Source organism: Mesorhizobium sp. WSM4808 (genome assembly GCF_055811675.1).
This window is the reverse complement of sequence record NZ_JBVVQX010000012.1, coordinates 54219-76747: the sequence shown is the minus strand read 5'-3', so window position 1 is coordinate 76747 and position 22529 is coordinate 54219. Positions and strand designations below refer to the sequence as shown.

The 22529-nt window shown below is 61.1% G+C and carries 20 protein-coding genes and 1 pseudogene; 10 read left to right on the top strand and 11 right to left on the bottom strand.

The features are described 5' to 3' along the window. Window positions 1-86 precede the first annotated feature (86 nt). On the top strand, window positions 87-2198 hold the full coding sequence (gene katE, locus AC0L2U_RS21510; protein ID WP_127809652.1) for a catalase: 2112 nt from the start codon (window positions 87-89) through the stop codon (window positions 2196-2198). A 79-nt stretch (window positions 2199-2277) separates the two neighbouring features. Here katE and AC0L2U_RS21505 read toward each other — a convergent pair whose 3' ends face one another. The 3 genes from AC0L2U_RS21505 to AC0L2U_RS21495 form a co-directional block, all read right to left on the bottom strand. Next, window positions 2278-2766, bottom strand: a complete 489-nt coding sequence (locus AC0L2U_RS21505; RefSeq protein ID WP_127397664.1) for a hypothetical protein — start codon at window positions 2764-2766, stop codon at window positions 2278-2280. A gap of 84 nt (window positions 2767-2850) precedes the next feature. Continuing rightward, window positions 2851-4230 (bottom strand): Nramp family divalent metal transporter, encoded by a 1380-nt coding sequence (locus tag AC0L2U_RS21500; protein ID WP_473602641.1) that lies wholly within the window; start codon window positions 4228-4230, stop codon window positions 2851-2853. Window positions 4231-4254: 24 nt separating this feature from the next. Further along, on the bottom strand, window positions 4255-5037 hold the full coding sequence (locus AC0L2U_RS21495; RefSeq protein ID WP_473602640.1) for a LysE family translocator: 783 nt from the start codon (window positions 5035-5037) through the stop codon (window positions 4255-4257). A 226-nt stretch (window positions 5038-5263) separates the two neighbouring features. Between AC0L2U_RS21495 and AC0L2U_RS21490 the strand changes: the two genes are divergently transcribed. The 8 genes and pseudogenes from AC0L2U_RS21490 (at window position 5264) to AC0L2U_RS21455 (ending at window position 14617) form a co-directional block, all read left to right on the top strand. After that, a complete protein-coding gene (locus tag AC0L2U_RS21490; protein WP_473602639.1) occupies window positions 5264-6274 on the top strand; it encodes an ATP-dependent DNA ligase in 1011 nt (336 codons plus the stop codon). 95 nt (window positions 6275-6369) lie between these two features. After that, the gene (locus AC0L2U_RS21485) at window positions 6370-8124 is read left to right on the top strand and encodes a thiamine pyrophosphate-dependent enzyme (RefSeq protein ID WP_128288155.1); all 1755 of its coding nucleotides are present in this window, start codon (window positions 6370-6372) and stop codon (window positions 8122-8124) included. A gap of 96 nt (window positions 8125-8220) precedes the next feature. After that, window positions 8221-9102 (top strand): cytochrome c oxidase assembly protein, encoded by an 882-nt coding sequence (locus tag AC0L2U_RS21480; RefSeq protein WP_292335222.1) that lies wholly within the window; start codon window positions 8221-8223, stop codon window positions 9100-9102. A 299-nt stretch (window positions 9103-9401) separates the two neighbouring features. Then, window positions 9402-9989, top strand: a pseudogene (gene coxB, locus AC0L2U_RS21475) (cytochrome c oxidase subunit II); the annotation flags it as partial. Then, window positions 9966-10316, top strand: a complete 351-nt coding sequence (locus AC0L2U_RS21470; RefSeq protein WP_281040165.1) for a c-type cytochrome — start codon at window positions 9966-9968, stop codon at window positions 10314-10316. The pseudogene coxB and the gene AC0L2U_RS21470, both read left to right, overlap by 24 nt. Then, entirely contained in the window at window positions 10313-12253 is a 1941-nt protein-coding gene (gene ctaD / locus AC0L2U_RS21465; RefSeq protein ID WP_128288153.1) for a cytochrome c oxidase subunit I, read from the top strand. The genes AC0L2U_RS21470 and ctaD overlap by 4 nt, the downstream gene beginning before the upstream one ends. Beyond that, entirely contained in the window at window positions 12250-12852 is a 603-nt protein-coding gene (locus AC0L2U_RS21460; protein WP_128288175.1) for a cytochrome c oxidase subunit 3, read from the top strand. The genes ctaD and AC0L2U_RS21460 overlap by 4 nt, the downstream gene beginning before the upstream one ends. Before the next feature lie 1006 nt (window positions 12853-13858). Then, window positions 13859-14617, top strand: a complete 759-nt coding sequence (locus AC0L2U_RS21455) for a c-type cytochrome (RefSeq protein WP_473602638.1) — start codon at window positions 13859-13861, stop codon at window positions 14615-14617. 7 nt (window positions 14618-14624) lie between these two features. Here the strand turns inward: AC0L2U_RS21455 and AC0L2U_RS21450 are convergent, their stop codons facing one another. From AC0L2U_RS21450 to AC0L2U_RS21415, 8 genes are all read right to left on the bottom strand, one after another. Beyond that, entirely contained in the window at window positions 14625-15050 is a 426-nt protein-coding gene (locus tag AC0L2U_RS21450) for a c-type cytochrome (protein WP_473602637.1), read from the bottom strand. Between the two features lie 313 nt (window positions 15051-15363). Next, entirely contained in the window at window positions 15364-15567 is a 204-nt protein-coding gene (locus tag AC0L2U_RS21445; RefSeq protein ID WP_128288151.1) for a CsbD family protein, read from the bottom strand. A 564-nt stretch (window positions 15568-16131) separates the two neighbouring features. Further along, on the bottom strand, window positions 16132-16860 hold the full coding sequence (locus AC0L2U_RS21440; protein ID WP_127266690.1) for an ABC transporter ATP-binding protein: 729 nt from the start codon (window positions 16858-16860) through the stop codon (window positions 16132-16134). Further along, a complete protein-coding gene (locus tag AC0L2U_RS21435; RefSeq protein WP_127398881.1) occupies window positions 16860-17624 on the bottom strand; it encodes an ABC transporter ATP-binding protein in 765 nt (254 codons plus the stop codon). Before AC0L2U_RS21435 ends, AC0L2U_RS21440 begins: the two co-directional genes overlap by 1 nt. 2 nt (window positions 17625-17626) lie before the next feature. Next, window positions 17627-18586 carry a branched-chain amino acid ABC transporter permease gene (locus tag AC0L2U_RS21430; protein ID WP_245466214.1) on the bottom strand — a complete coding sequence of 320 codons (960 nt, stop codon included), beginning with the start codon at window positions 18584-18586 and terminating at the stop codon, window positions 17627-17629. Further along, on the bottom strand, window positions 18586-19497 hold the full coding sequence (locus AC0L2U_RS21425; protein WP_023809510.1) for a branched-chain amino acid ABC transporter permease: 912 nt from the start codon (window positions 19495-19497) through the stop codon (window positions 18586-18588). Before AC0L2U_RS21425 ends, AC0L2U_RS21430 begins: the two co-directional genes overlap by 1 nt. Before the next feature lie 118 nt (window positions 19498-19615). Beyond that, entirely contained in the window at window positions 19616-20725 is a 1110-nt protein-coding gene (locus AC0L2U_RS21420) for a branched-chain amino acid ABC transporter substrate-binding protein (protein ID WP_127326424.1), read from the bottom strand. A 148-nt stretch (window positions 20726-20873) separates the two neighbouring features. Next, window positions 20874-21509: an RraA family protein gene (locus tag AC0L2U_RS21415; RefSeq protein ID WP_127396967.1), complete on the bottom strand. Its 636-nt coding sequence runs from the start codon at window positions 21507-21509 to the stop codon at window positions 20874-20876. 237 nt (window positions 21510-21746) lie between these two features. Between AC0L2U_RS21415 and AC0L2U_RS21410 the strand changes: the two genes are divergently transcribed. Beyond that, entirely contained in the window at window positions 21747-22523 is a 777-nt protein-coding gene (locus AC0L2U_RS21410; RefSeq protein WP_164873809.1) for an SDR family NAD(P)-dependent oxidoreductase, read from the top strand. The last annotated feature ends 6 nt before the right edge of the window (window positions 22524-22529 follow it).

The window sequence follows — 22529 nt, the reverse complement described above, 5'->3', positions numbered from 1 at the left end:
CGTCCATTTTTACGGGAACAAAGCCGCTCACCGGCAGTTTGATGGCTTGACCACTTCAACCTTCCGGTATCGATCGAGGACCTGTCATGGCCAAATCCGCTCGCCCCTCCGCTCGCCAATCGGCAAGTGGACTGGATCAGAATAGCGCGCGCGGAAATGGCGGCGAGTTGCACCAGATCGCGGGGGACGAAACGCCTGCGCTCACGACGGCGCTCGGAACGCCTGTCTCCGACGACCAAAACACATTGCGGATCGGTGAGCGCGGACCATCGCTGATCGAAGACTTTCACTTTCGCGAGAAGATTTTCCACTTCGACCACGAACGCATCCCGGAAAGGGTCGTTCATGCCCGCGGCTATGGCGCGCATGGTTTTTTCGAGACCTACGAGTCACTTGCCAAATACACACGTGCCGACATTTTCCAGCGAGTTGGCGAAAAGACGCCGGCATTTGTTCGTTTCTCGACTGTTGCCGGCAACAAGGGCTCGTTCGATCTCGCCCGCGACGTGCGCGGCTTCGCGGTCAAGCTCTACACCAAGGAGGGCAATTGGGATCTGGTCGGCAACAACATCCCGGTCTTCTTCATCCAGGACGCCATCAAGTTTCCCGATCTGATCCACGCCGCCAAACAGGAGCCGGACCGTGCCTTCCCGCAGGCACAGACGGCGCACGACAATTTCTGGGACTTCATCAGCCTGATGCCGGAATCGATGCACATGGTGATGTGGATCATGTCGGATCGCGCGATCCCGCGTTCCTTCCGCTTCATGCAAGGCTTTGGTGTGCACACGTTCCGCCTCGTCAACGCGAAGGACGAATCCACCTTCGTCAAGTTCATCTGGAAACCGAAGCTCGGCATGCAATCGGTGGTCTGGAACGAGGCGGTCAAGATCAATGGCGCCGACCCCGACTTCCATCGCCGCGATCTGTGGGAGGCCATACAGGCCGGCAATTTCCCGGAATGGGAGTTGACGGTGCAACTGTTCGATCAGGCATTTGCCGACAGTTTTGACTTCGATATCCTGGACGCAACGAAGATCATTCCGGAGGAGATCCTCGAGCCAATTCCAGTCGGTCGGCTGGTGCTCGACCGGATGCCGGACAATTTCTTCGCCGAGACCGAGCAGGTTGCATTCATGACGCAGAATGTGCCGCCCGGAATCGATTTTTCCAACGATCCGCTTCTGCAAGGCCGCAACTTCTCCTATCTCGATACCCAATTGAAGCGACTGGGCAGCCCGAACTTTACCCATCTGCCGATCAATGCGCCGAAGTGCCCGTTCGCCCATTTTCAACAGGATGGGCACATGGCCATGCGCAATCCGGCCGGTCGCGCCAATTATGAGCCGAACTCATGGGGACTGGGACCGCGCGAGGATCCGCAGCGTGGCTTCCGTTCTTTCGCCGATGCCGAGGAAGGGCAGAAAGTACGTCTGCGCGCGGAGAGCTTCGCCGATCACTACAGCCAGGCCCGGCAATTCTTCAACAGCCAGACACCACCGGAGCAGCGTCACATCGCGATGGCGCTGACATTTGAACTGAGCAAGGTCCAGGCGCCGGCGATCCGCGAGCGCATGGTTTCGCATTTGTTGAACATCGATGAAACGCTGGCGACCACGGTAGCCGACAAGCTCGGCATCCGTGACATGCCCCAACCTGCCGAAGCCGCCGTTTCACCGCGCGATGACTTGCCGCCGTCGCCGGCGCTCAGCATCATCCAAAACGGGCCTGACAGTTTCGAGGGCCGCAAAGTCGGTGTCATGCTTAGCGATGGAGCCGATGTCGCGCTGTTCGAGGAACTTCGTTCCGCCATCGAAGCGGAAGGCGCGGTGATGGAGGTGGTTGCGCCCAAGGTGGGCGGCGTCGAAGCCGCCGACGGCACTCACATCGAGGCAAGGCACATGATCGACGGCGGTCCGTCCGTGTTGTTCGACGCGGTGGTGCTGCTCCTCTCCGAGGCGGGCGCCGAGTTGCTGGTCAAGGAGGCCGCTGCGAAGGATTTCGTGTCTGACGCGTTTGCGCACTGCAAGTTCATCGGCTTCACCCCGGGGGCCGAGCCGCTCCTGGCCAAAGCAGGCGTCGCTCCCGATGCCGATGAGGGGCTGATAGCATTGGATACGGCAGCCTCGGTCGAGACATTTGTGCAGTCGTGCCGCAAACTGCGGCTCTGGGCAAGGGAGGCGGCTGTAAAGCTTTGACGCGATAACAGCCGGCAAGATGCCGGCTGCCGCAATCTGGGTGGTTCGCCTCCTAGCCTTCTGGCACGGCGCCCTATGATTAGCTGCTCTTTCTAGCTGCTTGTTCTCGCTGCTTTTTCAAAACTTCGTCGGTTCCGACCAGCTTCTTCGCTCCACCCGGAATTGCTGTGGATACGACCGCAGGCGGATCGCTGGCCGGAAAAGAATCCTCCAATCCTGCCTGTAACTGATCCTCGAGTGTTTGGGGTTCTTCGGAGCGGCCGTGCGTTCTGCGACTTTCTATGTTCTCCAGCGGCTGTTTCTTTTTTGGCGAATCGTTCGCGTCTCGAATCAAGGAATATAACTGCTCGATCGCTAATTCCTTGATAGTTTCGAAGTCCGCACGATCGTCTTTTGCTTCTTCGATGCGATTGACCATGGCTTTCTCGAACCGCTCAAGACTTTCACTCCCACAGGCATGGGAAAGACGCAGCAAAGCCTCGTGCAGCATTAACGGAGCGAAATGGGCCGACGCCTCAAGCCTGAGTTGTCTTAGACGATCCGGAGTGGCGGCCTGCAACTTTGACATGGACATCTCCTCTCCCACAAGCGTCTCAACGAGAATTGACCGCCGATGTTCCACCGCGCCTGAACATCCTTCCCGCCCGGCGAGCTACAGGAACCAGCTTGCCACCAGTCCCGCCGACGCCGCAAAAATCGCCAGGGTCGTCACGCCGCCCAGGATGTTCGTGCTTGTGCTGTTGACCTTGTCGCCCATGATTTTGCGGTTGTTGGTCATGATGAGGATGAGAAGCAGCAGAGGTGGCGTTGAAAATCCTTGCACAATGCCCGACCAGACCAGGGCCTTCATCGGGTTGAAGCCGAAGAAATTGAGGCCCACCGCCACCAGCGTTATGATCCCGATCACGATGTAGAATTTGGGAGCCTGGCGGGGTTTGGAATGCAGGCTATTCTTCCATCCCATCGCCTGAGCGAAATCGAAAGCGGCGCCAGCGGTCATGATCGGCACGGCCAGAAAGCCAACGCCAATTACACCGGCCGCAAACAGAATGCTGGCAGCGTCGCCGGCAAGCGGCCGCAGCGCTTCGGCCGCCTGTGCCGCTGTCTCGATCTGCGTCTGCCCGGCCTTGTAGAGCGTCGAACCTGTCGAAAGAATGATGAAATACATGATCAGATTGGAGAACGTCATGCCGATCAGGATGTCGCGGCGGGATCGGCGCAGTTCGCTCTCCGTGGCGCCTTTGCGCTCTTCGAGGCTCGTTCGACCCTTGGCTATCTCCTCCTCCACCTCCTGATTGGACTGCCACGTGTAAAGGTATGCGGAGAGCGTGGTCCCGATGATGGCCACGAGGATGGACAGGTATTCGCGGCTGAATTCGATTTTTGGCAATAGCGTGCCGCGCAGAACGGAGGCTGCATCCGGTTTGGCAAGCACCGCGGAGACCACATAGGCAAGCAGAGCCAGAGCCAGCCACCGGAACACATTTCGGATCAATTTATACGATCCGAACACCTGCAGGGCAAAAATGACCACCGCAACGGCAATGACGACCAAGGGAGCAGGCAGAGGAACGAACAGCACGATGGCCGCCGACATGGCGCCAAGATCTGCGGCTGCCTCGATCGTGTTGCCAATCAGCACGCCCACCAGCACGGACCATAGCAGCCAACGCGGATAGAAGTCCGATATGACCTTGAAAAGCCCGCGACCCGAAACCTGGCCTAGTTTGGATGAAAGATAGACGACGACATACATCATCGGCAGCGTGACAGGTGCCGTCCACAGCAGGTCAGGCCCGAACCGCGCTCCGGCGCTCGCGTAGGTACCGATGGCCGAGCAGTCGTCATCGGCCGCGCCGGTGATCAGACCAAGCCCGAGAGCCCGAACGACGCCGCCCTTTTTTTGCCCGCTTGCCCTTTGGCCCTCGTCAGGTGGCTTGTTCATTGAAGGCGCGTCTTTACCGAGGCCACGCAAGAAATCATGACGAACATTCCAATCGGACGGCGATGAAGCAGCCGTTTCAAGCTGCATTGAGATCGAGGCTCGAACCTCTGGTCAGGCTTTTTGTTCCTGGACCAGTCCCGGCCCGCGACGACGTTTCATCCGATGCGGGTTCTTTCGGCGGAGCCGGACATCCAAGCGAATGCTCCGCTCCACTGAAGAAGGGTGTCGGAGCCTGTCATTCAGGCGACTTGGCACAAAACTTTCCCCGAAAGAAAATCCCGCGGCGCCAAAGTCGAGTGTTCGGCCCAGCCCGTTCATCCGCTTGGTCAGCGGCTCGTACCGCCGCCGATCGCCATCCGTAAGCCGAGGCCGATGATGAGACAGCCGGCGAGCCGCTGCTGCCAAAGCCTTGCGCGAGGGTGCCGCATGACCCATGCGCCGGCCGCGCCCGATGCCAAGGCATAGGCTCCCAGCACCAGCACACCGGTTATCTTCTGTGTTGCGCCAAGCAGCACCAGCTGCAACGTGACGGAGCCCCTGTGCGGATCGACAAACTGCGGCAGGAACGCAACCATGAACATCAAAGGCCAGGGATTGCTCAGCGGCGGCGAGCGGCCGCAGGGCCTTGAGGTCACCTGTGGGAATGGTTGCCGAGGATGAAAGCAGCAGCCGGACACCCAGCCAGACGATGTAGGCCGCCCCGGCCCATCGAAGCAGATTGAACGCCAGGGGCGAGGCGTGGACAAGCGAGGACAGGCCGAATGCAATCAGCGGAAGCTGCACAAGTCCGGCGCCCAGCGTCATGCCGAGCACCGTGAACAGCGCCACGTCGCGCCCCTGTCCAATGCCGCGGGCCATCACCAGCATGCTGTCGGGACCTGGCGGCACCTGCATGAGAATGACGGTTCCGACAAAAGCTATCCACAATGAGGGATCGATGGGGCATCTCCGTTAGCGCTGCCGATGACATCAAAGCGGCCAGCCGTCATCCGGGTTCCGCGGCAAATGAAAATGTCCCATCGCGAAGAACCAGGCATGAACCGTCAGATGGAACGCGGTGCCAGTCCTGGAAGTTGAAAAAAGCCGGAGCCGTTCCTGAACCGGTTTTGGAGGCCTACCCGTGCATGAACCAATAAACGCCTTCCCGCTCCCGCTGGACACGTCTCCGATGGAGGCCAAGCTTGCCGATGAAATCCCCCGGGATGGAAACCGCTGGCAGTACGAGCCCAAATGGGACGGTTTTCGCTGCCTGGCTTTCAAGAGCGACGACACCGTTGACCTGCGCGCCAAATCCGGCAAGCCGCTCGGCCGCTATTTTCCGGAAATCACGGACATTTTGCGTGACCTCAAGCGCGGGCACTTCGTCATCGACGGCGAGATTGTCATTGAGGTTGACGGTGAGCTTTCCTTCGAGGCGCTGCAGATGCGCCTTCACCCGGCACAAAGCAGAATCCGCAAACTGAGTTCGCAGACGCCTGCCAGTCTGATCCTCTTCGACATGCTTGCCAGGCCGGGCGGCGAGGTCATCACGGGCAAGCCACTTGTGGAACGGCGGCGAGCGATCGAGGACTTGGTGACCTCCTCGAACAGTCCAGATCTTCGCCTGTCGAAGTGCACTTATGATGCAGCCACGGCGGCTCGATGGCTACACGGCTCCGGCCATGCATCGACCGACGGCATCATGGCCAAAGTGCTTGATGAGCATTATCTGTGCGGCGAACGTGCGATGGTGAAGGTAAAGCCGAGGCGCACCGCCGATTGCGTTGTCGGCGGTTTCCGTTATCTCGCGGACAGTCGTGAGGTTGGCTCGCTGCTCCTCGGCCTCTACAATGACGACGGCAAGCTCGATCACGTCGGCTTCACGTCGACCATTGCCAGGACCGACAGAGGAGCGCTCACGCGCCGGCTGGAAGGGCTGCGGTCAGAGCCCGGATTCACCGGCAAGGCGCCCGGCGGCCCGAGCCGCTGGAGCACGGAGCGCAGCGGACAATGGGAATCCTTGCAGCCTGAACTGGTGGTGGAGGTCCGCTTCGACCACGTTACCGGCAATCGGTTCCGCCACGGCACCAAACTGCTGCGCTGGCGCCCCGACAAGGCGCCACGGCAATGCACGTTTGAGCAGATCGAATAGACCGCTCCTGGAAGATCGCTTCCACGATTTATTGTGACGAAGGAACCAACTCGGGATTCACCGGTTCGGACACCATCCACCGGAGCTACCCCGACATGCCAAATGCAGCAGAAATTCTCATCGATACGCTCGTCGCCTGGGACGTGGAGGTGGTGTTCGGCTTGCCGGGAGACGGCATAAACGGCGTCATGGAAGCGTTGCGGACGCGGCGCGACAAGATTGCCTTCGTTCAGGTCCGGCATGAAGAGTCGGCTGCCTTCATGGCATGTGCGTATGCCAAGTGGACAGGAAAGCTGGGCGTGTGCCTTGCGACGTCCGGTCCCGGCGGAACACATCTTCTGACCGGCCTCTATGACGCCAAGCTCGACCAGGCTCCGGTGCTGGCGATTACGGGCATGCAGTTCCACGATCTGATCGAGACGTTCACGCAACAGGATGTCGATCTGACGCGCGTGTTCCACGATGTCTCCGTTTACAATGCACATGTCGCCGACGCCGCGCATATGGAAAACGTCGCCAGCCTTGCCTGCCGAGCCGCGCTGGCGCGCAAGGGCGTCGCCCATCTTTCGATTGCCAGCGACATCCAGGAGCAGGAGAGCGATCCGTCGAAGCGCTCCAAGCGCAATCGCCCGGCGCACACGCCGCAGGATATGTTCGCCGGTCACAGCGTACCGCTGGAGGTTGAGCTCGACAAAGCCGCCGCCATTCTCAATGACGCTTCGCGGGTTGCGATCCTGGCCGGACGCGGCGCCATCGGCGCGGCCGCCGAACTCGAACACACGGCGCGCCTGTTGCAGGCGCCTGTCGCGAAGGCCTTGCTGGGCAAGGCGGTGCTGCCGGACGACCATCCTTACACCACCGGCGGGATCGGCATTCTTGGAACCCTGGCTTCGCAAGAGGCGATGGAGAGCTGTGACGCGGTGCTGATTGTCGGTTCGACCTTTCCCTATATCGAATACTACCCGCAGCCCGGGCAGGCCCGTGGCGTCCAGATCGACAGCGATGCGCAGCGGATCGGCTTGCGCTTTCCGGTCGAGGCCGGCCTTGTCGGCGACGCGGCCGAGACATTGCGCGCGCTCAACCAACGTCTGACGCAGAAGCCCTCCGATGAATTCCTGCACCGTTCCCAGGAGACCTTGAGAAAATGGCGCGAGATGATGCGGCAGTCGGAAGACATGCAGGCGCAACCCTTGAAGCCACAAGCGATTGCCCGGGCGTTCGGACAAAGATTGGCCGACGACACAGTGCTGGCCACGGATTCCGGTCAGAACACGGAGTTGGCCGCACGCCATGTCGATCTTCGCAGCGGCCAGGCATTCGGGGTGTCCGGATCGCTGGCGTCGATGGCTTGCGGTCTCGCCTACGCCATCGCTGCCGGCATCGCGTTCCCCGGTCGACCGATTGCCGCCATCGTCGGGGATGGCGGCTTTGCCATGCAGCTTGGCGAATTCTCGACGGCGGTGCGCTACAAGATCCCGCTGAAGGTTCTGGTGATCAAGAACAACATGCTCAATCAGATCGCCTGGGAGCAGATGATGTTTCTGGGCAATCCGCAATTCGGTTGCGAATTGCAGCCGATCGATTTTGCCATGGCGGCGGAAGCAATGGGCGCAAAGGGTTTTCGCATCGAGCGGGCCGATCAGATCGAGACGGTTCTCGACCAGGCTTTCGCCACGCAAGGCCCAGTCGTGATCGAAGCGCTGGTAGATGCCTATGAGCCGCTGATGCCGCCCAAAATGCCGGCAGACTACGCCAAGAACTTCCGCCAGGCCCTGCCGCGGACGCCGGGACACGAACGCATAGAAGAAAACATCGCCCGGGAGCCGGCGAAATCGATGATGGACGCCTAGAGGCACGGAGGTGAGAACAGCGCCTCAGTGGCTTCAATCTGGATCTTTCCAGATGAACCGGAGCTCCGGTGCTCTTCCGGCTGACGGATGCGGATCATGAGCTTCGACGCGCTCTTTTCGACCTCGATCTGCTATGGCAACGGCGCCCCGCAAGCCGGTTGGACACTGGCGCTTCCCATCACGTTGCCGCTCCTGGCAGTCGTGTCGCTCTATACAGCGGGCGCCAGCCGACTGTGGCGACGGAGCGGACGCGGACGTCGCTTGCGATCACGGCAGGACTTCCAGTTTGCTGCCGGCTGGGCCGTCCTGGCGTTCGCCCTTGTAAGCCCGATCCATCCGTTGGGCGAACATGTGTTTGCGGCGCACATGATCGAGCATGAATTGCTGATGGCGGTCGCAGCGCCTCTGCTGGTTGCCTCCCGCCCGACAGCGGCGATGATGTGGGCACTGCCGGTACAGCTGCGCCAGATATTCGGAGCGGCCGGACATGCAAATACGCTTCGGGCGATCTGGTCGTTCATCAGCCGCCCTGTGGTCGCGACCGTCCTGCACGGAGCCGCGATATGGATTTGGCATGTCCCGGCGCTGTTCGAGGCTGCCCTCCAGCAGGGTTTCCTGCACTATGCCCAGCATGCGAGCTTCCTCGGTACCGGGCTTTTGTTCTGGTGGGTGCTGCTGCCTCGCCCTGGCCGCGAGCACGCTTGCGGCAATGCGGTGATGCATCTCTTCTTCACCTCGCTCCACACCGGGCTGCTCGGGGTTTTGCTCGTCGTCTCGCCAAAGCTGTGGTATCCGGCTAATGCCGTCGGCTCGGATCTGTGGGGGCTCAGCCCGCTCGAGGACCAGCAACTTGCAGGCTTGATCATGTGGATTCCCGCTGGCCTGATCTATGGCGGAGCCGCACTGCTCTCGGTCGCTTTCTGGATTCAAACGAGCAGCCGGCGGCATCAGGCTCCCCAGGAGTTGCGCATCGTCTAACCCGCACCGCTTCACGTCGGTTTTCACCGGGCGGTGTTGCCAAGCATCCTTTTTCAGCCAGCTGCGTTATGGCCTTGGCAACGATGGTGGATCCTTCATGGCGAGGTGCATGAGTCCGTTGGCCCGCTCTCGCAGGCGGACATGACCGCAAATGTCGCTTGCCTTTACATGTCCAACGCAAATCCTGACTGGCATTGTTCCGGGAAAGGCTGCGCAACCGCGTTTGAGGTGGGTCAGCGCAGCGTCGACGTTGCGGCGATCGGCAATCGGCCCTCCATGCACACGGTGCGAACGCCCGGAGAATCCTTGATCTGATCTGGTCTTTCAGCGCAGTCGCGGCGGCCACGTGGCTGCTTGTCATGCTGGTCTTGGCGGCAGCGCTTTTGCGTCGCCGCCTCTCCGAGACAACGCGCTCGCCGCTCGAGATCGATTCACATCAGGAGCGCCGATTTACCCGCGCTGTCGGCAGCGCCGTTGCGCTGACCGTTCTGGTGCTCGTCATGATGACGATAGCGAGTTTTTTCGCCGGCAAATCCATTGCTTCGCTGAGCGGAACGGAAACGCTTGCCGTGCGGATCACGGGGCACCAATGGTGGTGGGAGGTCCGGTATGCCGGTAATGATCCCTCGCAATCGATCGTCACGGCAAATGAAATCCATGTCCCGGTTGGCGAACCGGTCAAGGTCGAACTCGATTCGCTCGATGTTATTCATAGCTTCTGGGTGCCGAACCTTGCCGGTAAGCGCGATCTCATTCCGGGCCGGCCAAGCCAGCTTACCCTCATCGCCGATAAGCCCGGCATCTATCGTGGCCAGTGTGCCGAATTCTGCGGCTATCAGCACGCCCATATGGCCATCACCGTCATCGCAGAAAGCCGCGAAGCGTTCGACGCATGGCAATCCAGGCAAAACGCCGTCGCATCCGCGCCTGGCGGCGAGGAAGAACGCCGCGGCCAACAGGCATTTCTTTTCACCGGCTGTGCGCTCTGCCATACGATAAGAGGCACGCCTGCCAGCGGAACGGTCGGTCCTGATCTTACGCATCTCGCCAGCCGACGTGCACTGGCCGCAGATACGCTGGCCATGACCCCTGGCGCGCTCGCCGCCTGGATTGCCGATCCACAGTCGGTAAAGCCCGGCGCCAAGATGCCGCGCATTGCCCTTAGCGCCGACGATCTCAACGCGGTCGTCGCCTATCTCGGAAGCCTCGAATGAGCGGCTTTGGGAGAAAGCCGGCCGAGCATACCCAGGAGGGCCTGAAAGGCATCCGTGACACCGGCCTCGAAGAGGTGAGACTGCGCGCCTTTCTGGGGCATGCCTGGCGAACGCCGAAAGGTTTCTACGGCTGGCTGGTCACGGTCGATCACAAGCTGATCGGACGGCGCTATATCGTGACGGCTTTCCTGTTTCTCATCCTTGCGGGTCTATCAGCGCTCGCCATGCGTTTCCAGCTTGCCCAGCCTGAGGCCGGCCACATCGGCCCCGATCTCTACAACCAGCTGTTCACCATGCATGGCACGACGATGATGTTTCTGTTCGCCGTGCCGGTGATGGAAGCTTTCGCCATTTCCCTGGTGCCGCTGATGATCGGCACTCGCAATGTCGCCTTTCCGCGGCTCAATGCATTCAGCTACTGGGTCTATCTTTCCGGCGGGCTGATGATCTGGATCGCCTTCGCCTTCGAAACCGGTGCGGATGCCGGCTGGTTTTCCTACGTACCGCTCGCCGGACCCGAATATGGCATCGGCAAGCGCCCCGATTTTTGGGCGCAGATGGTGACCTACACTGAAGTGTCCGCGCTCGCGGTAGCGGTCGAGATCATCGCGACAGTGTTCAAACAACGTGCTCCCGGCATGTCGCTTGACCGCATCCCGCTCTATGTCTGGTCCGTCCTCGTCACGGCTTTCGTCATCCTGTTCGCCATGCCGGCCGTGATGGTCTCGAGCACAATGCTGATCCTGGACCGCCTGGTCGGCACGAAATTCTTCGATCCCGCTGCAGGCGGCGATGCACTGCTGTGGCAGAATCTGTTCTGGTTCTTCGGCCATCCCGAGGTCTACATCATCTTCATTCCGGCGACCGGCTTCGTCTCCGCGATCCTGCCGACCTTCGTTCGCCGCCCGATCTTTGGCTATCTCGGGATCGTCCTGTCGTTGATCGCGATCGGTTTTCTTTCCTTCGGCCTGTGGGTGCACCACATGTTCGCTACCGGCCTGCCGCAGCTCGGCGAAAGCTTCTTTACCGCTTCCTCGATGATGATCGCCATTCCGAGCGGCATTCAGATCTTCTGCTGGATTGCGACGATCTGGGGCGGCCGGCCGATCTTCGCCACGCCCATGCTTTTCGTGCTCGGCTTCATCTTCACCTTTGTGATCGGCGGCCTGACCGGGGTCATGGTCGCCTCGGTGCCGCTCGACCTGCAGGTACACGACACCTATTTCGTGGTTGCCCATTTCCACTATGTGCTGGTCGGGGGCGCCGTCTTCCCCCTGCTCGGCGCCGTTTACTACTGGTTTCCCAAGATCACCGGACGCATGCTGTCCGAGAGGCTCGGCCGCTGGAATTTCTGGCTCGTCTTCCTCGGGTTCAATCTCACCTTCTTCCCCATGCATATTTTCGGTCTGCAAGGCATGCCGCGCCGCGTTTATACGTATCCGCCGGCGAGCGGCTGGGGCGAGATGAACCTCTTCATCAGCCTCTCTTCACTGGTGGTGTTCGCCGGCTTTGCGCTTTTCTTCCTGAACCTCCTGCTCAGCCTTCGCAACGGCCGCATTGCCGGAGACAATCCCTGGGGCGCGAGCACGCTCGAATGGGCGACGACGTCGCCGCCGCCCTCCTACGATTTTTCGCGGCTGCCCGTGGTAACTCACCTCGAACCGCTTTGGGCCGAGCCCGATACGCTTCCCGTGGTCGAGGGTCTGCGTGTCGACGCACGCGAGGTGCTCGCCGGCACGGTCGCCGATGCGGTGCCGCAACTAAGGGTGCCATCGGCTGACAACTCCATCTGGCCGCTTCTGTCGGCCATTGCGGTGGGCGGTGCATTTCTCCGTTCGATATACACGCCATGGGCGGTGGTCTGGGGAGCGATCCCGGTTTCGATCGGCTTCATCTGTTGGTTCTGGCCGAAAGGCGAGCCGGAGGACGAGGAATGAGGCACCGTCCCGTCGCCGACGTCAGCCACCTGCCCACATATGATTTCGGGTCGGCGAGCCCGATGTGGTGGGGAACCCTTGCCTTCATTGCTCTCGAGGCAACAGGTTTTGCCTTGGCGATAGGCACCTACTTCTATTTGGCCGTGCTGGCCCGGCATTGGCCCATCGGAGCCCCGGCGCCAGATTTGCTGCCGGGCACGGCAGTGTTGATCATTCTGGTTGCGAGCGTCGTGCCCAACCACCTGATCGAGTTTTGGGCGCGTCGCCAGGATCTCGCGAAAGTTCGCCTTGGCATGGTCGTCATGTCGGTCGTCGGGATTCTTCCGCTGATCGTTCGCATCTGGGAATTTCCGGCTCTGCGGATTTCCTGGGATCAGAACGCTTACGGATCGATCGTGTGGTTCCTGCTTGGACTGCATACCACGCATCTTCTTACCGATGTCGGCGACACGATCGTCCTGGCAGTTCTCATGTTCACGCAAAAAGGCAAGGCGGGCCGCCGCTTCAGCGACGTCTCGGACAATGCGTTCTACTGGGACTTCGTCGTCGTCTCATGGGTCGTGCTCTATCTTGTTATCTATTGGGCTCCGAGGATGTGAGATGCAGGCGATCCGTACCGGCGTTTCCTGGGCAGGCCTGGTCAGCGGGCCAGTTGCATGGGCAATAGCCCTGCAGCTCGATTACTCCATTGCATCCTGGCAGTGCCATGCCGGCTTTCGTCCCACTGCCTTGTTCTCATTGATAGGCGCCGCTGTCGCCCTGGCAGGCACGCTCCTGTCGTGGCACGCCGTTCATGACCGCGGGCATGGTACGATCCCGCCCCGGAAGGCGCGCACGCGCGCGTTCCTTGCCAGGACTTCGGTGGGATCGGGGCGCTGTTCACGCTCATCTTGCTGGCGCAAGTGGTGGCAGGGCTGATCTTCAGCGGGTGCGAACTGTGACGACGCCAAAGACGCGGAGATTGGCCATCCGCCGCCGGTACGCGCTTTGGCCTGCCACGGGCATTCCATTCCCAGCCGTCATTTCTCGGGCGGTCGTCGTTGGCGCTTTGCACCGAGCTGCGGGCGAGCGAAATCCAGAGGTGTGAATATCTCACGCGAGCGGCCGACTGCATCGGCTGTCACACGTCCAATCCGAGCCGCCCCTTCGCTGGAGGCTATCGCGTGCCGACACCCTTCGGCGATGTATACTCGACCAACATCACACCAGATCTCGAAACGGGCATCGGACGCTAGTCCGCGGACGAGTTCGTGCGAGCCGTCCAGAAAGGTATCAGGCGCGACGGAGCCGATCTCTACCCCGCCATGCCCTATGACAGCTTCGCCGCAATGAGCCGCGAGGACGTGCTTGCGATCCGGGCCTATCTCCTTGCGCAGCCGCCGATTTCCCAGCCGCGGCCGCGAAACATTCTGCCTTTTCCATTCAACCAGCGCTGGACGGTTGCGCTGTGGAAGCTCACGAACCTCCAAAGCGGCAGTTTCACGCCTGATCGGAGCCGGACCGCCGCATGGAACAGGGGAGCCTACCTTGTCGAGGTGCTCGGCCACTGCGGTGCCTGCCACACGCCAAGGAATGCGACGTTCGGCATGGATGAAGACCACAAGCTTGCCGGCGGCACCGCCGGCATCTGGCAACATCACCAGCGACAAGATCGCAGGCGTCGGCGGCTGGGGCAACGAAGAGTTGTCTCGATTCCTCAAAACCGGCGTCGTGCCCGGGAAGGCCTACGCAGGCGGGCCGATGGCGGAAACGGTCATGAACAGCCTGCAGCATCTTTCCGACGACGACATCCAGGCTATTGTCGCCTATCTCAGGGACGTGCCCGCCCAACCGGGAGACGAGAAGCAGCCGCGTTTCACATGGGGTAACGCGGCCGCGGCCGCGGCCGACGGCGATGCTGGAACCGAAGGGATGACGCAAGGCAGCGGAACCGCAACCGGCGATGATCTCTATCGATCGCTCTTTTCGACGTGCCATGGGGCGAACGGAGGCGGATCATCAGACGGATCCTATCGGTCCTTGACCAGTAACAGCACCCCCGGCGCGGCCACGCCCGAGGATGTCGTCATGACCATCCTTGAAGGCGTAAAAGCTGGTGACGTGGCCGGGCGTCAATCGATGGCGGCCTTCGGCGGCTGGCTGGATGATGGCCAGGTGGCAGCTCTTGCAAATTACGTCACCGCGCGGTTCGGAAATCCCGACCTCAGCGTCACCGCGGCCGATGTACGCCAGATGCGGGCAGGAACGACAACCAGCCAGACAATCATCATTCTGGCGGTTCAATCACTTGTAGCGGGCGCCGCCGTGTTGATGCTTGGCCTGCTGCTTTTGCTGGCAAGACGCCTGCGCCGTAGGGCGACTTAAGCGAGCCTCATGTTCGCGCATAGAGATAGGCGGTAATGTCGCGCGCCTCTTGAGGCGACAGATTTGTATTGGGCATGGCCGTCTTCGGGTCAACGTCCCGCGCCCTGCTGATCCAGCGCATCATCGCATCCGGGGTGGCTCGCGACGGCCCGGTATATCCTCTTTCGACGACGCCTTGCAGGGACGGACCGACGGTGCCACGGGCGCCGGGCACTCCCGGGATTTCGTGACATCCGCCACAGCCGTTGCGGATCATTGCCGGGACGGCCCGGTCAGGGTCGCCCCCGATGGCCTGTGCAATGGTGGTTTCCCGGAGATTGTCGCCGCGGGCCAAGTTGATGGCGCAAACCACCGGAACAATGACGACCGCCGCGGATACGCCTGCCACCCAAGGCAGCGCGGATGGCATCAGCCTGACGGGTTGTCGGCTCATCCGCGCCTGCTGCCGCCGCAAGACGCGGCCCGGTGACCGCTGCAAGCGCCCTCAAAAGCCCGATCATCCCCGGATCTTGCTGTAGACAGCTCAACCATCGCGACGAAAATCATACCAGTGGGCCGAACACGAATGTGGCCAGCAGAACAAGGAAAATCACAGCGATAACTGCGATCGCCCACATGACGATCCTTCTTGTCCCCCGTTGCTCTTGCTTGCGAGAGATATCTTCTGACACAGTACGAAATCCTTGCTGCAAAATTCAACTGTTGGGCCGCGTCTTGGAATTGGCCGCGGCCCGGGCCTCACGCGCTTACCAGCCCTGCTGACCGTACCAGTCATCGATATCGCGCCGCACACGGTCCTTTTCGAGGCCATAACGCTCCTGGATCCTGCCTTCGAGTTGATCGCGCTTGCCGGCGATGCGGTCAAGGTCGTCATCCGTGAGTTTACCCCACTGCTCCTTGACCTTGCCTTTCACCTGTTTCCAGTTTCCTTCCACGCGGTTCCAGTCCATGACACCGTTCTCCTTCGGTTTGAAAACGTCTAACCTCGGAGAGCAAACGCAAATCAACGACGGATGTTCCTGGAACTCGACGCTCGTCTTGCTCTCACAGGCCACGACCCATTCCTTTACGCTCAGCCTGCGCCATCAATTGAGGTCGTCCTACTCGAAGGCGACGCCATGACCTTCGACCCAAGACGCCTCCAAACCTTCCGCAACAGTTCCGCCACCAAGCAGGCGCAAGCGCTTTTCATCCTGTCGCCGCCGTCCGTCTACAGGCACAGTTATCTTAAGCCAGCGTAGTCCGATGATGTCGCTTTCGGGAAACGGCGAAGCTGGTCTTAATGACCGACTTGAGGCGCAAAGCCGCCGTTCGGCTTGAGATAAATTCGGTCAGCGAAATGGCTGGATCAGCTTCCTGAATCGATTTGAGCGGACCGCTTCGTAACCTGTTGACAAATAATGATTATGTTAGTCTCTGAGGGTCAGTGCTTCCTGCACAAATCAATATGTTAGGGGCTGGACTGGAGCGGCGGCCTCATTTTGTAAAAATCCGGGCGTTGGCAGCTTAGCCAGCTAAGCAGCGACGCCACCTAAATAGGCGCTGATAACCGCTTCATTGCTCGCGAGATCGCTGCCTGGTCCCTCAAGAACAACGCGTCCAGCCTTGAGAACGTAGCCGTAGTCGGCGAATTTCAAGGCGACTTTGCTATTCTGCTCCACAAGCAGGATGGTCACGCCTTCACGATTGAGGCGCTGCACGATGTTCATGACTTCCTTGATCAGTTGCGGCGCCAGACCCATGGAAGGCTCGTCGAGCAACAGCACCTTGGGCGCGGCCATGAGGGCTCTGCCGATCGCCAGCATCTGCTGCTCGCCTCCCGAGAGGTTCCTTGCATCGCCATTCTGTCTGCGCGCAAGGATGGGGAAGAGCTCAAAAACATGATCCAGCCGCCTGCGGCGCTCGGCGTCGTCGGCAAGCGTAAACGAGCCCAGGTCAAGGTTCTCCTTGATCGTCATGTCGCCGAAAATACGCCTTCCCTCCGGGACGTGGACGAGCCCGCGATGCGGCAGGCGATGGGCAGGGACCTTGGTTATGTCCTCGCCCAGGAAGCGGACACATCCGGAGGATGCGGCAACGAGGCCGGACAGCGTGCGCAGCGTGGTGCTCTTGCCCGCACCATTCGCGCCAAGCAGGGCGACGATCTGGCCGCGTTTGACCGAAAGGCTGACACCATGAAGGGCTTCGATGCCGTCATAGCGCGCGACGATGCGGTCCGCGGAAAGAACGATTTCGGCGTCCATCATTCCTCCGTGCCGAGATAGGCTTCGATGACCCTGGGGTCTGTTCGCACGGCCTCCGGCGGTCCGTCGGCGATCTTCTGCCCATAGTCGAACACCACGATCTTCTCCGACACCTGCATGACCAGGCCCATATCGTGCTCGATCAGCAGGACGGTGACACCGGTTTCGTCACGGATGCGGCGGATCAGGTGCACAAGGTCCAGCTTCTCGCGCTCGTTCAGGCCGGCGGCGGGCTCGTCCAGCAGGATGAGCTCGGGCGTCGACGCCAGGGCTCTTGCGAGTTCGAGCCGCCGTTGTTCGCCATAGGAAAGACCACCGGCACGGCGATGCGCATGCTGCTCGATGCCGACAAAATCGAGCCAGCGCATGCCAGCCGCGCGGATCGCCTCCTCCTCGCGCCGCTGTGCCGGCAAGTGCAGGATCGCCGACATGATGCCGTGGCGGCTGCGGCAATGCTGGCCGGACATGGCGTTTTCCAGAACGGTCATTTCCTTGAACAGCCGGATGTTCTGGAACGTACGGGCGAGGCCGAGCGCGGTGATGCGATGCGGCGGCAAGCCGGTGATTGGCCGGCCGCCCAGACTGATCGAGCCGCCCTTCGGCTTGTAGAAGCCGGTCAGGCAATTGAAGAGTGATGTCTTGCCGGCCCCGTTCGGCCCGATAAGACTGTTGATGGCGCCTTTCTCAACTGAGAACGAAATGTCGTGAAGGACTTTCAGTCCTCCGAAACTGAGGCGCAGATCGCGGACTTCCAGCAGCGCCATGGTCAAACTCGCTTGTCCGGCCACAGCCCGTTCGGCCTGAAGAGCATGATTGCCAGCAGCGCAACCGCAGTCACCAGCGGACGATAGGTCCCCGCGCCGCGCAGCACCTCCGGAAGCAGGGCCACGAGAACAGCACCAAGGACGACGCCGGGAATGCGGCCCATGCCGCCCAGGACGACGCCGAGAAGGATGAGCAGCGATTGGTTGAAGGTGAAACTCTCCGGCGAGATGGCCGTCATCTTGGCTGCGTAGAGGCATCCGGCCACGGAAGCGATCACAGCGCCCATCATATAGGCTTGCAGCTTGGCCGTGACACGGTTGATGCCGATGCCAGCGGCGGCGTCCTCATCGTAGCGAACGTAGAACCAGGCTCGTCCCATTCGCGATCGCTCGACGCTCAGACAGACGAAGGCGGTGAGCAGCGCAAGCACCAGGAACGCATAGTAGAAGTGCTGCACCTGCATCAACCTGAAGCCGAATATCTCCGGGCGCTCGATGCCGATGAGTCCGCTCGCGCCACCGGTGATGTCGAGGTTGCGGGCGATGATGCGCACGATTTCGCCGAAGCCCAGCGTCACGATCGCCAGATAGTCGCTGCGCAATCTCAATGTCGGAGCCCCGATGATGATGCCAGCCACGCAGGCTGCCGCCATGGCGACCGGGATGGTGAGCCAGAAATTGAACCCGAATTCGGCGGTCAGGATGCCTGACGTGTACGCGCCGACCGCGAAGAAGGCGGCGTAGCCGAGGTCGAGCAGGCCTGCATAGCCGACGACAATGTTGAGGCCGAGGCACAGAACGACATAGAGCAGCGCCGTGGTTGCCACCTCCGTCACATAGCCGTTGGCGAATTGCGGCAACACCAGCGCGACGGCGAGTGCCGTCAGGCCGGGCAGCACGACGGACCAGCGCATCAATTGCGGTTGCACGGCGGTCGGCATGGTTCTGACTTCGTCGATCATCACACCCGCTCCACGACAGAGCGTCCAAGAAGGCCGGTCGGCTTGAACACAAGGAACAGGATCAGGGTCCCGAAAACGAAGACGTCACGCCACTCCGATCCGACGAAGGGCAAGGACGAACCGAAAGCCTCGAGCAGGCCGAGCAGCAAGCCCCCGAGCATGGCGCCCGGCACGCTGCCGATCCCGCCTATGACAGCGGCGGTGAAGGCCTTGAGCCCCATGATGAAGCCCATGAAAAAATGGACACTGCCATAATAGGCGCCGGCCATGACCCCACCGCCGGCAGCGAGCGCCGAGCCCATGAAAAACGTCAAGGCGATCACCCGGTCGACATCGATGCCCATCAGGCGGCTCGCCCCCATGTCGATGGACACGGCGCGCATCGCCTTGCCGTACATGGTGCGGGAGACAAAGGCCTGCATGCCTGCCATAAGAGCAATGGAGGCGGCCACCAGAACCATCTGCGTGTAGGTGATATGAACGGTGGAAATGTCGACACCGGCAAAACCGAGGTCGGTGTTGAAGGCGTAATGCCGCCCGCCGGTCAGGGCGAGTGCCGTGCCGTTCAACACCATCGAGGCACCAAGCGCCGTGATGAGGATGGAGAGGCGCGGCGCATTGCGCATCGGCCGATAGGCGAAGCGTTCAATGATGACGCCGAGCAAGCCGACAGCCAGCATCGACACAAGCAGGGCGCAGACCACGCCCAGCCAGCCATTGCCGACCCATATGCCGACAAAGGAGAACACGATGAGGCCGACGAAGGCGCCGTTCATGTAGATGTCGCCATGGGCGAAATTCAGGAGCTTGATGACGCCGAAGACCATGCTGTAGCCAAGCGCGATCAGGGCATAGAACGAGCCGACGATAAGACCGTTCACCAGTTGCTGAATAAGCAGGTCGAGCGTCATTGATGCTCCAGGGCAGAATTGAAAAAGTCTTGTCTGGGCGCAGCGTCGGCGCACCAGACAATCGGCGGTGACGCCGAGGCCGCCACAAGGCCTGCCTCGGCATCAATCCGGTTGGCCTTTATTCGACAGCCACCCACTTGCCGCCCTTTGCAATCACCGGGCGGAAGTTCGAGGTCTGGAGCGTGTTCTTGTCGGTGAACTTGATTTCACCGGCGAGGCCCTTGAAATCGCTCGCCTTGAGCGCCTCGATGATCGCTTTCTGATCCGCCGACTTGGCCCGCGTGATCGCATCGACGATCAGGTCGCCCACATCGTGGGAGAGCGCCGCATAGGCGCCGGCGTCGCGGCCATAGGTTTCCTTGTACTTGGCCTTGAAGTCGGCGGCGCCGGACAAGAGGTCGACAGTCGGCGGAGACAACAGGTACACGCCCTCACCGGCCGACCCGGCGATCTCCAGATATTCCGGTGAATTGTTGCCGTCGCCCAGCACGATGCCGCCCTGGAACCCGGCCTGCCGGAGCTGCTTGGTGAGCAGAGCGCCACCGGCATGGTAGGCGGTCCAGAAGACAGCATCGGCGCCGCTCGACTTGATCTTGGTGACGACCGCCGAATAGTCCTGCTCGCCGGCCGTGGTGGTCTCCTTGGCGGCAATTTCGCCGCCAGCGCTCTTGAAAGCTTCGGCGGTCAACTTGGCCAGGTCGGACGAATAGGCATCGCCTTCGTCCACGAACGCGAACTTCTTGTAGCCATTCTTCTTGAAGAGTTCGACGGCTGTCGTCGCCTGCATGTCGCCGGTCGAATTGGCGAGGAAGGCATTGCCCTGATTGGCGGCGACCAGCTTGGTCGAGTTCGCTCCGATGATGACGAACGGAATGCCGGCGTCACCATAGATCTTTAATGTCGGCAAGACGGCGCCCGAGCAGTAGCCGCCGACGATGGCGGTCACGCCTTCCGAGACAAGCTTGCTGCCTGCGGTCACCGCCTGTTGCGGATCGCAGGCGTCGTCGGCGGTGGTGATAGTGATCTTGTCGCCGTTTACGCCGCCCTTGGCGTTGACGGCATCGATCGCCATCTTCACGGCGTTCTCCATATCCTGCCCTTCACTGGCCAGTTGGCCAGTCATGGGGGCCACGATGCCGATCTTGATGTCGGCAGCCGCGGCCATCGTGGTCAGAGCCAGCCCGGCAAGGGCGGTGGCGCAAGCTAGCCTCTTGAAGGAAACAACCATCAATTCTCTCCATTTTCCCCTGTTGGTGCATCCAGGCGGCGTGCCCGAAATGCATTGTTTCGCCCCTCGGTTAGCTGCGGAGCGGTTATGTTGAGCAGGATCGCCAGCCGGCCACACGATTGTCACCGGCAAGGACTGACCCGGCAGATCAGTGACTGCCGCTTGAAGCCCGGGCATAGGCTCCCTGATAACGGTTCTCCTGGATGCTCTGCATGATCTCGGCCTCGCGGGCTTCCTGCGCCCGGACGGCCGCCAGCAAGGCCGCGGCACCGTCGATTGGAAATGCCACGACGCCATCCTCGTCGCCGACGACGATGTCGCCAGGACCGACGACCATGCCGCCTATGCAGACGGGAACATTTATGGCTCCCGGACCATCCTTGTAAGGTCCGAGATGGATGGCCGACCGCGCGAAACATGGGAACGGATTGCGGCCGATGGCACCGGCATCGCGAATGGCGCCGTCGATGACAATGCCTGCGGCGCCGCGCGAAGCCGCGACACTTGTCATGATTTCGCCGACCAGCGCGCGCCCCTCATAGCCACCGCCGTCCACGACAATGACGTCGCCGGGCTGCAGCAGATCGAGCGCACGATGGATGAACTGGTTGTCGCCGGGGCGGGTCCTGACCGTCAGCGCCCTCCCCGCCATGACGCCGCTCACCCGATGAAACGGCCGTAACCCGACAGCCCCGGGGACACGAGCGAGATTGTCGCTGATCAACGCCGTCGCAAGGGCGCGGAACGCGTCGATCAGTTCGCTTTCCTGAGATCCATCCGCCATCGCCTACACTCCTCGCCGTCGTCACTTTATGAATATAATATCCAATCACAATTAATTCAGTGGAGTCAACCGGCTTAAGATGGTTGGCAGAAAAAAGCCAAAAGTGGCTTAGGAACGGCAAACAGCTGCAGAACCGACCCAACAGATCCACTTATCCGGGGCTTGCAATGGCGTCGAAGTTCAAGATAGATTGGATAACATATCCATAAATGCGTATTGTGAAAAAGGGATTGGGTTGTGAAGCACGCAGGAAAAGTCGTGATCGTCACCGGGGCGGCACGAGGCCTGGGCCTTGCCTGCGCCGAGCGCTTTCATGCCGATGGCGCCAAGGTGGTGCTTGTCGACATACAGGCCGATCGCGGGCGCGAGCATGCCGAACGTCTTGGTGAGCGTGCCGCATGGCTATCGGCGGATCTCTCCGAATGCACGCAGGAAATGGCAGCTGATATTGTTGCCAAGGCCACGGAGCGATTCGGCGGCGTCGACGTCCTCATCAACAATGCCGGCATCATCCATCTGGACGATTTCGTCGACTTCCCCGAGGAGGCGTTCGACCTGGTTCAGCGGATCAATCTCAAGGCGCCCTTCCTGCTCGGGCAGGCCGCGGCAAGAGCCATGATCGCACAGGGACGCGGCGGCTCGATCATCAACATGTCCTCGATCAACGCCATTCTGGCCATCCCCAATTCCGTCGCCTATGCCGTGTCCAAGGGCGGCATCAAGCAATTGACCGCGGTGATGGCCGTCGGACTGATCCCGCACAATATCCGCGTCAATGCCATCGGCCCCGGCACCATCCTGACCGACATGGTCAAGAGCTCGGTCATGGCCAGCGAAGCGCAGCGCCAGACCATCCTGTCGCGCACGCCGAGCGGCCGCTGTGGCGAGCCATCGGAGATTGCCAGCGTCGCTTCCTTCCTGGCCAGCGACGACGCTTCCTACATTGTCGGCCAGACCATCTATCCGGACGGCGGCCGTCTGATCCTGAATTATACGGTGCCGGTGAAGGACTGACCGCCC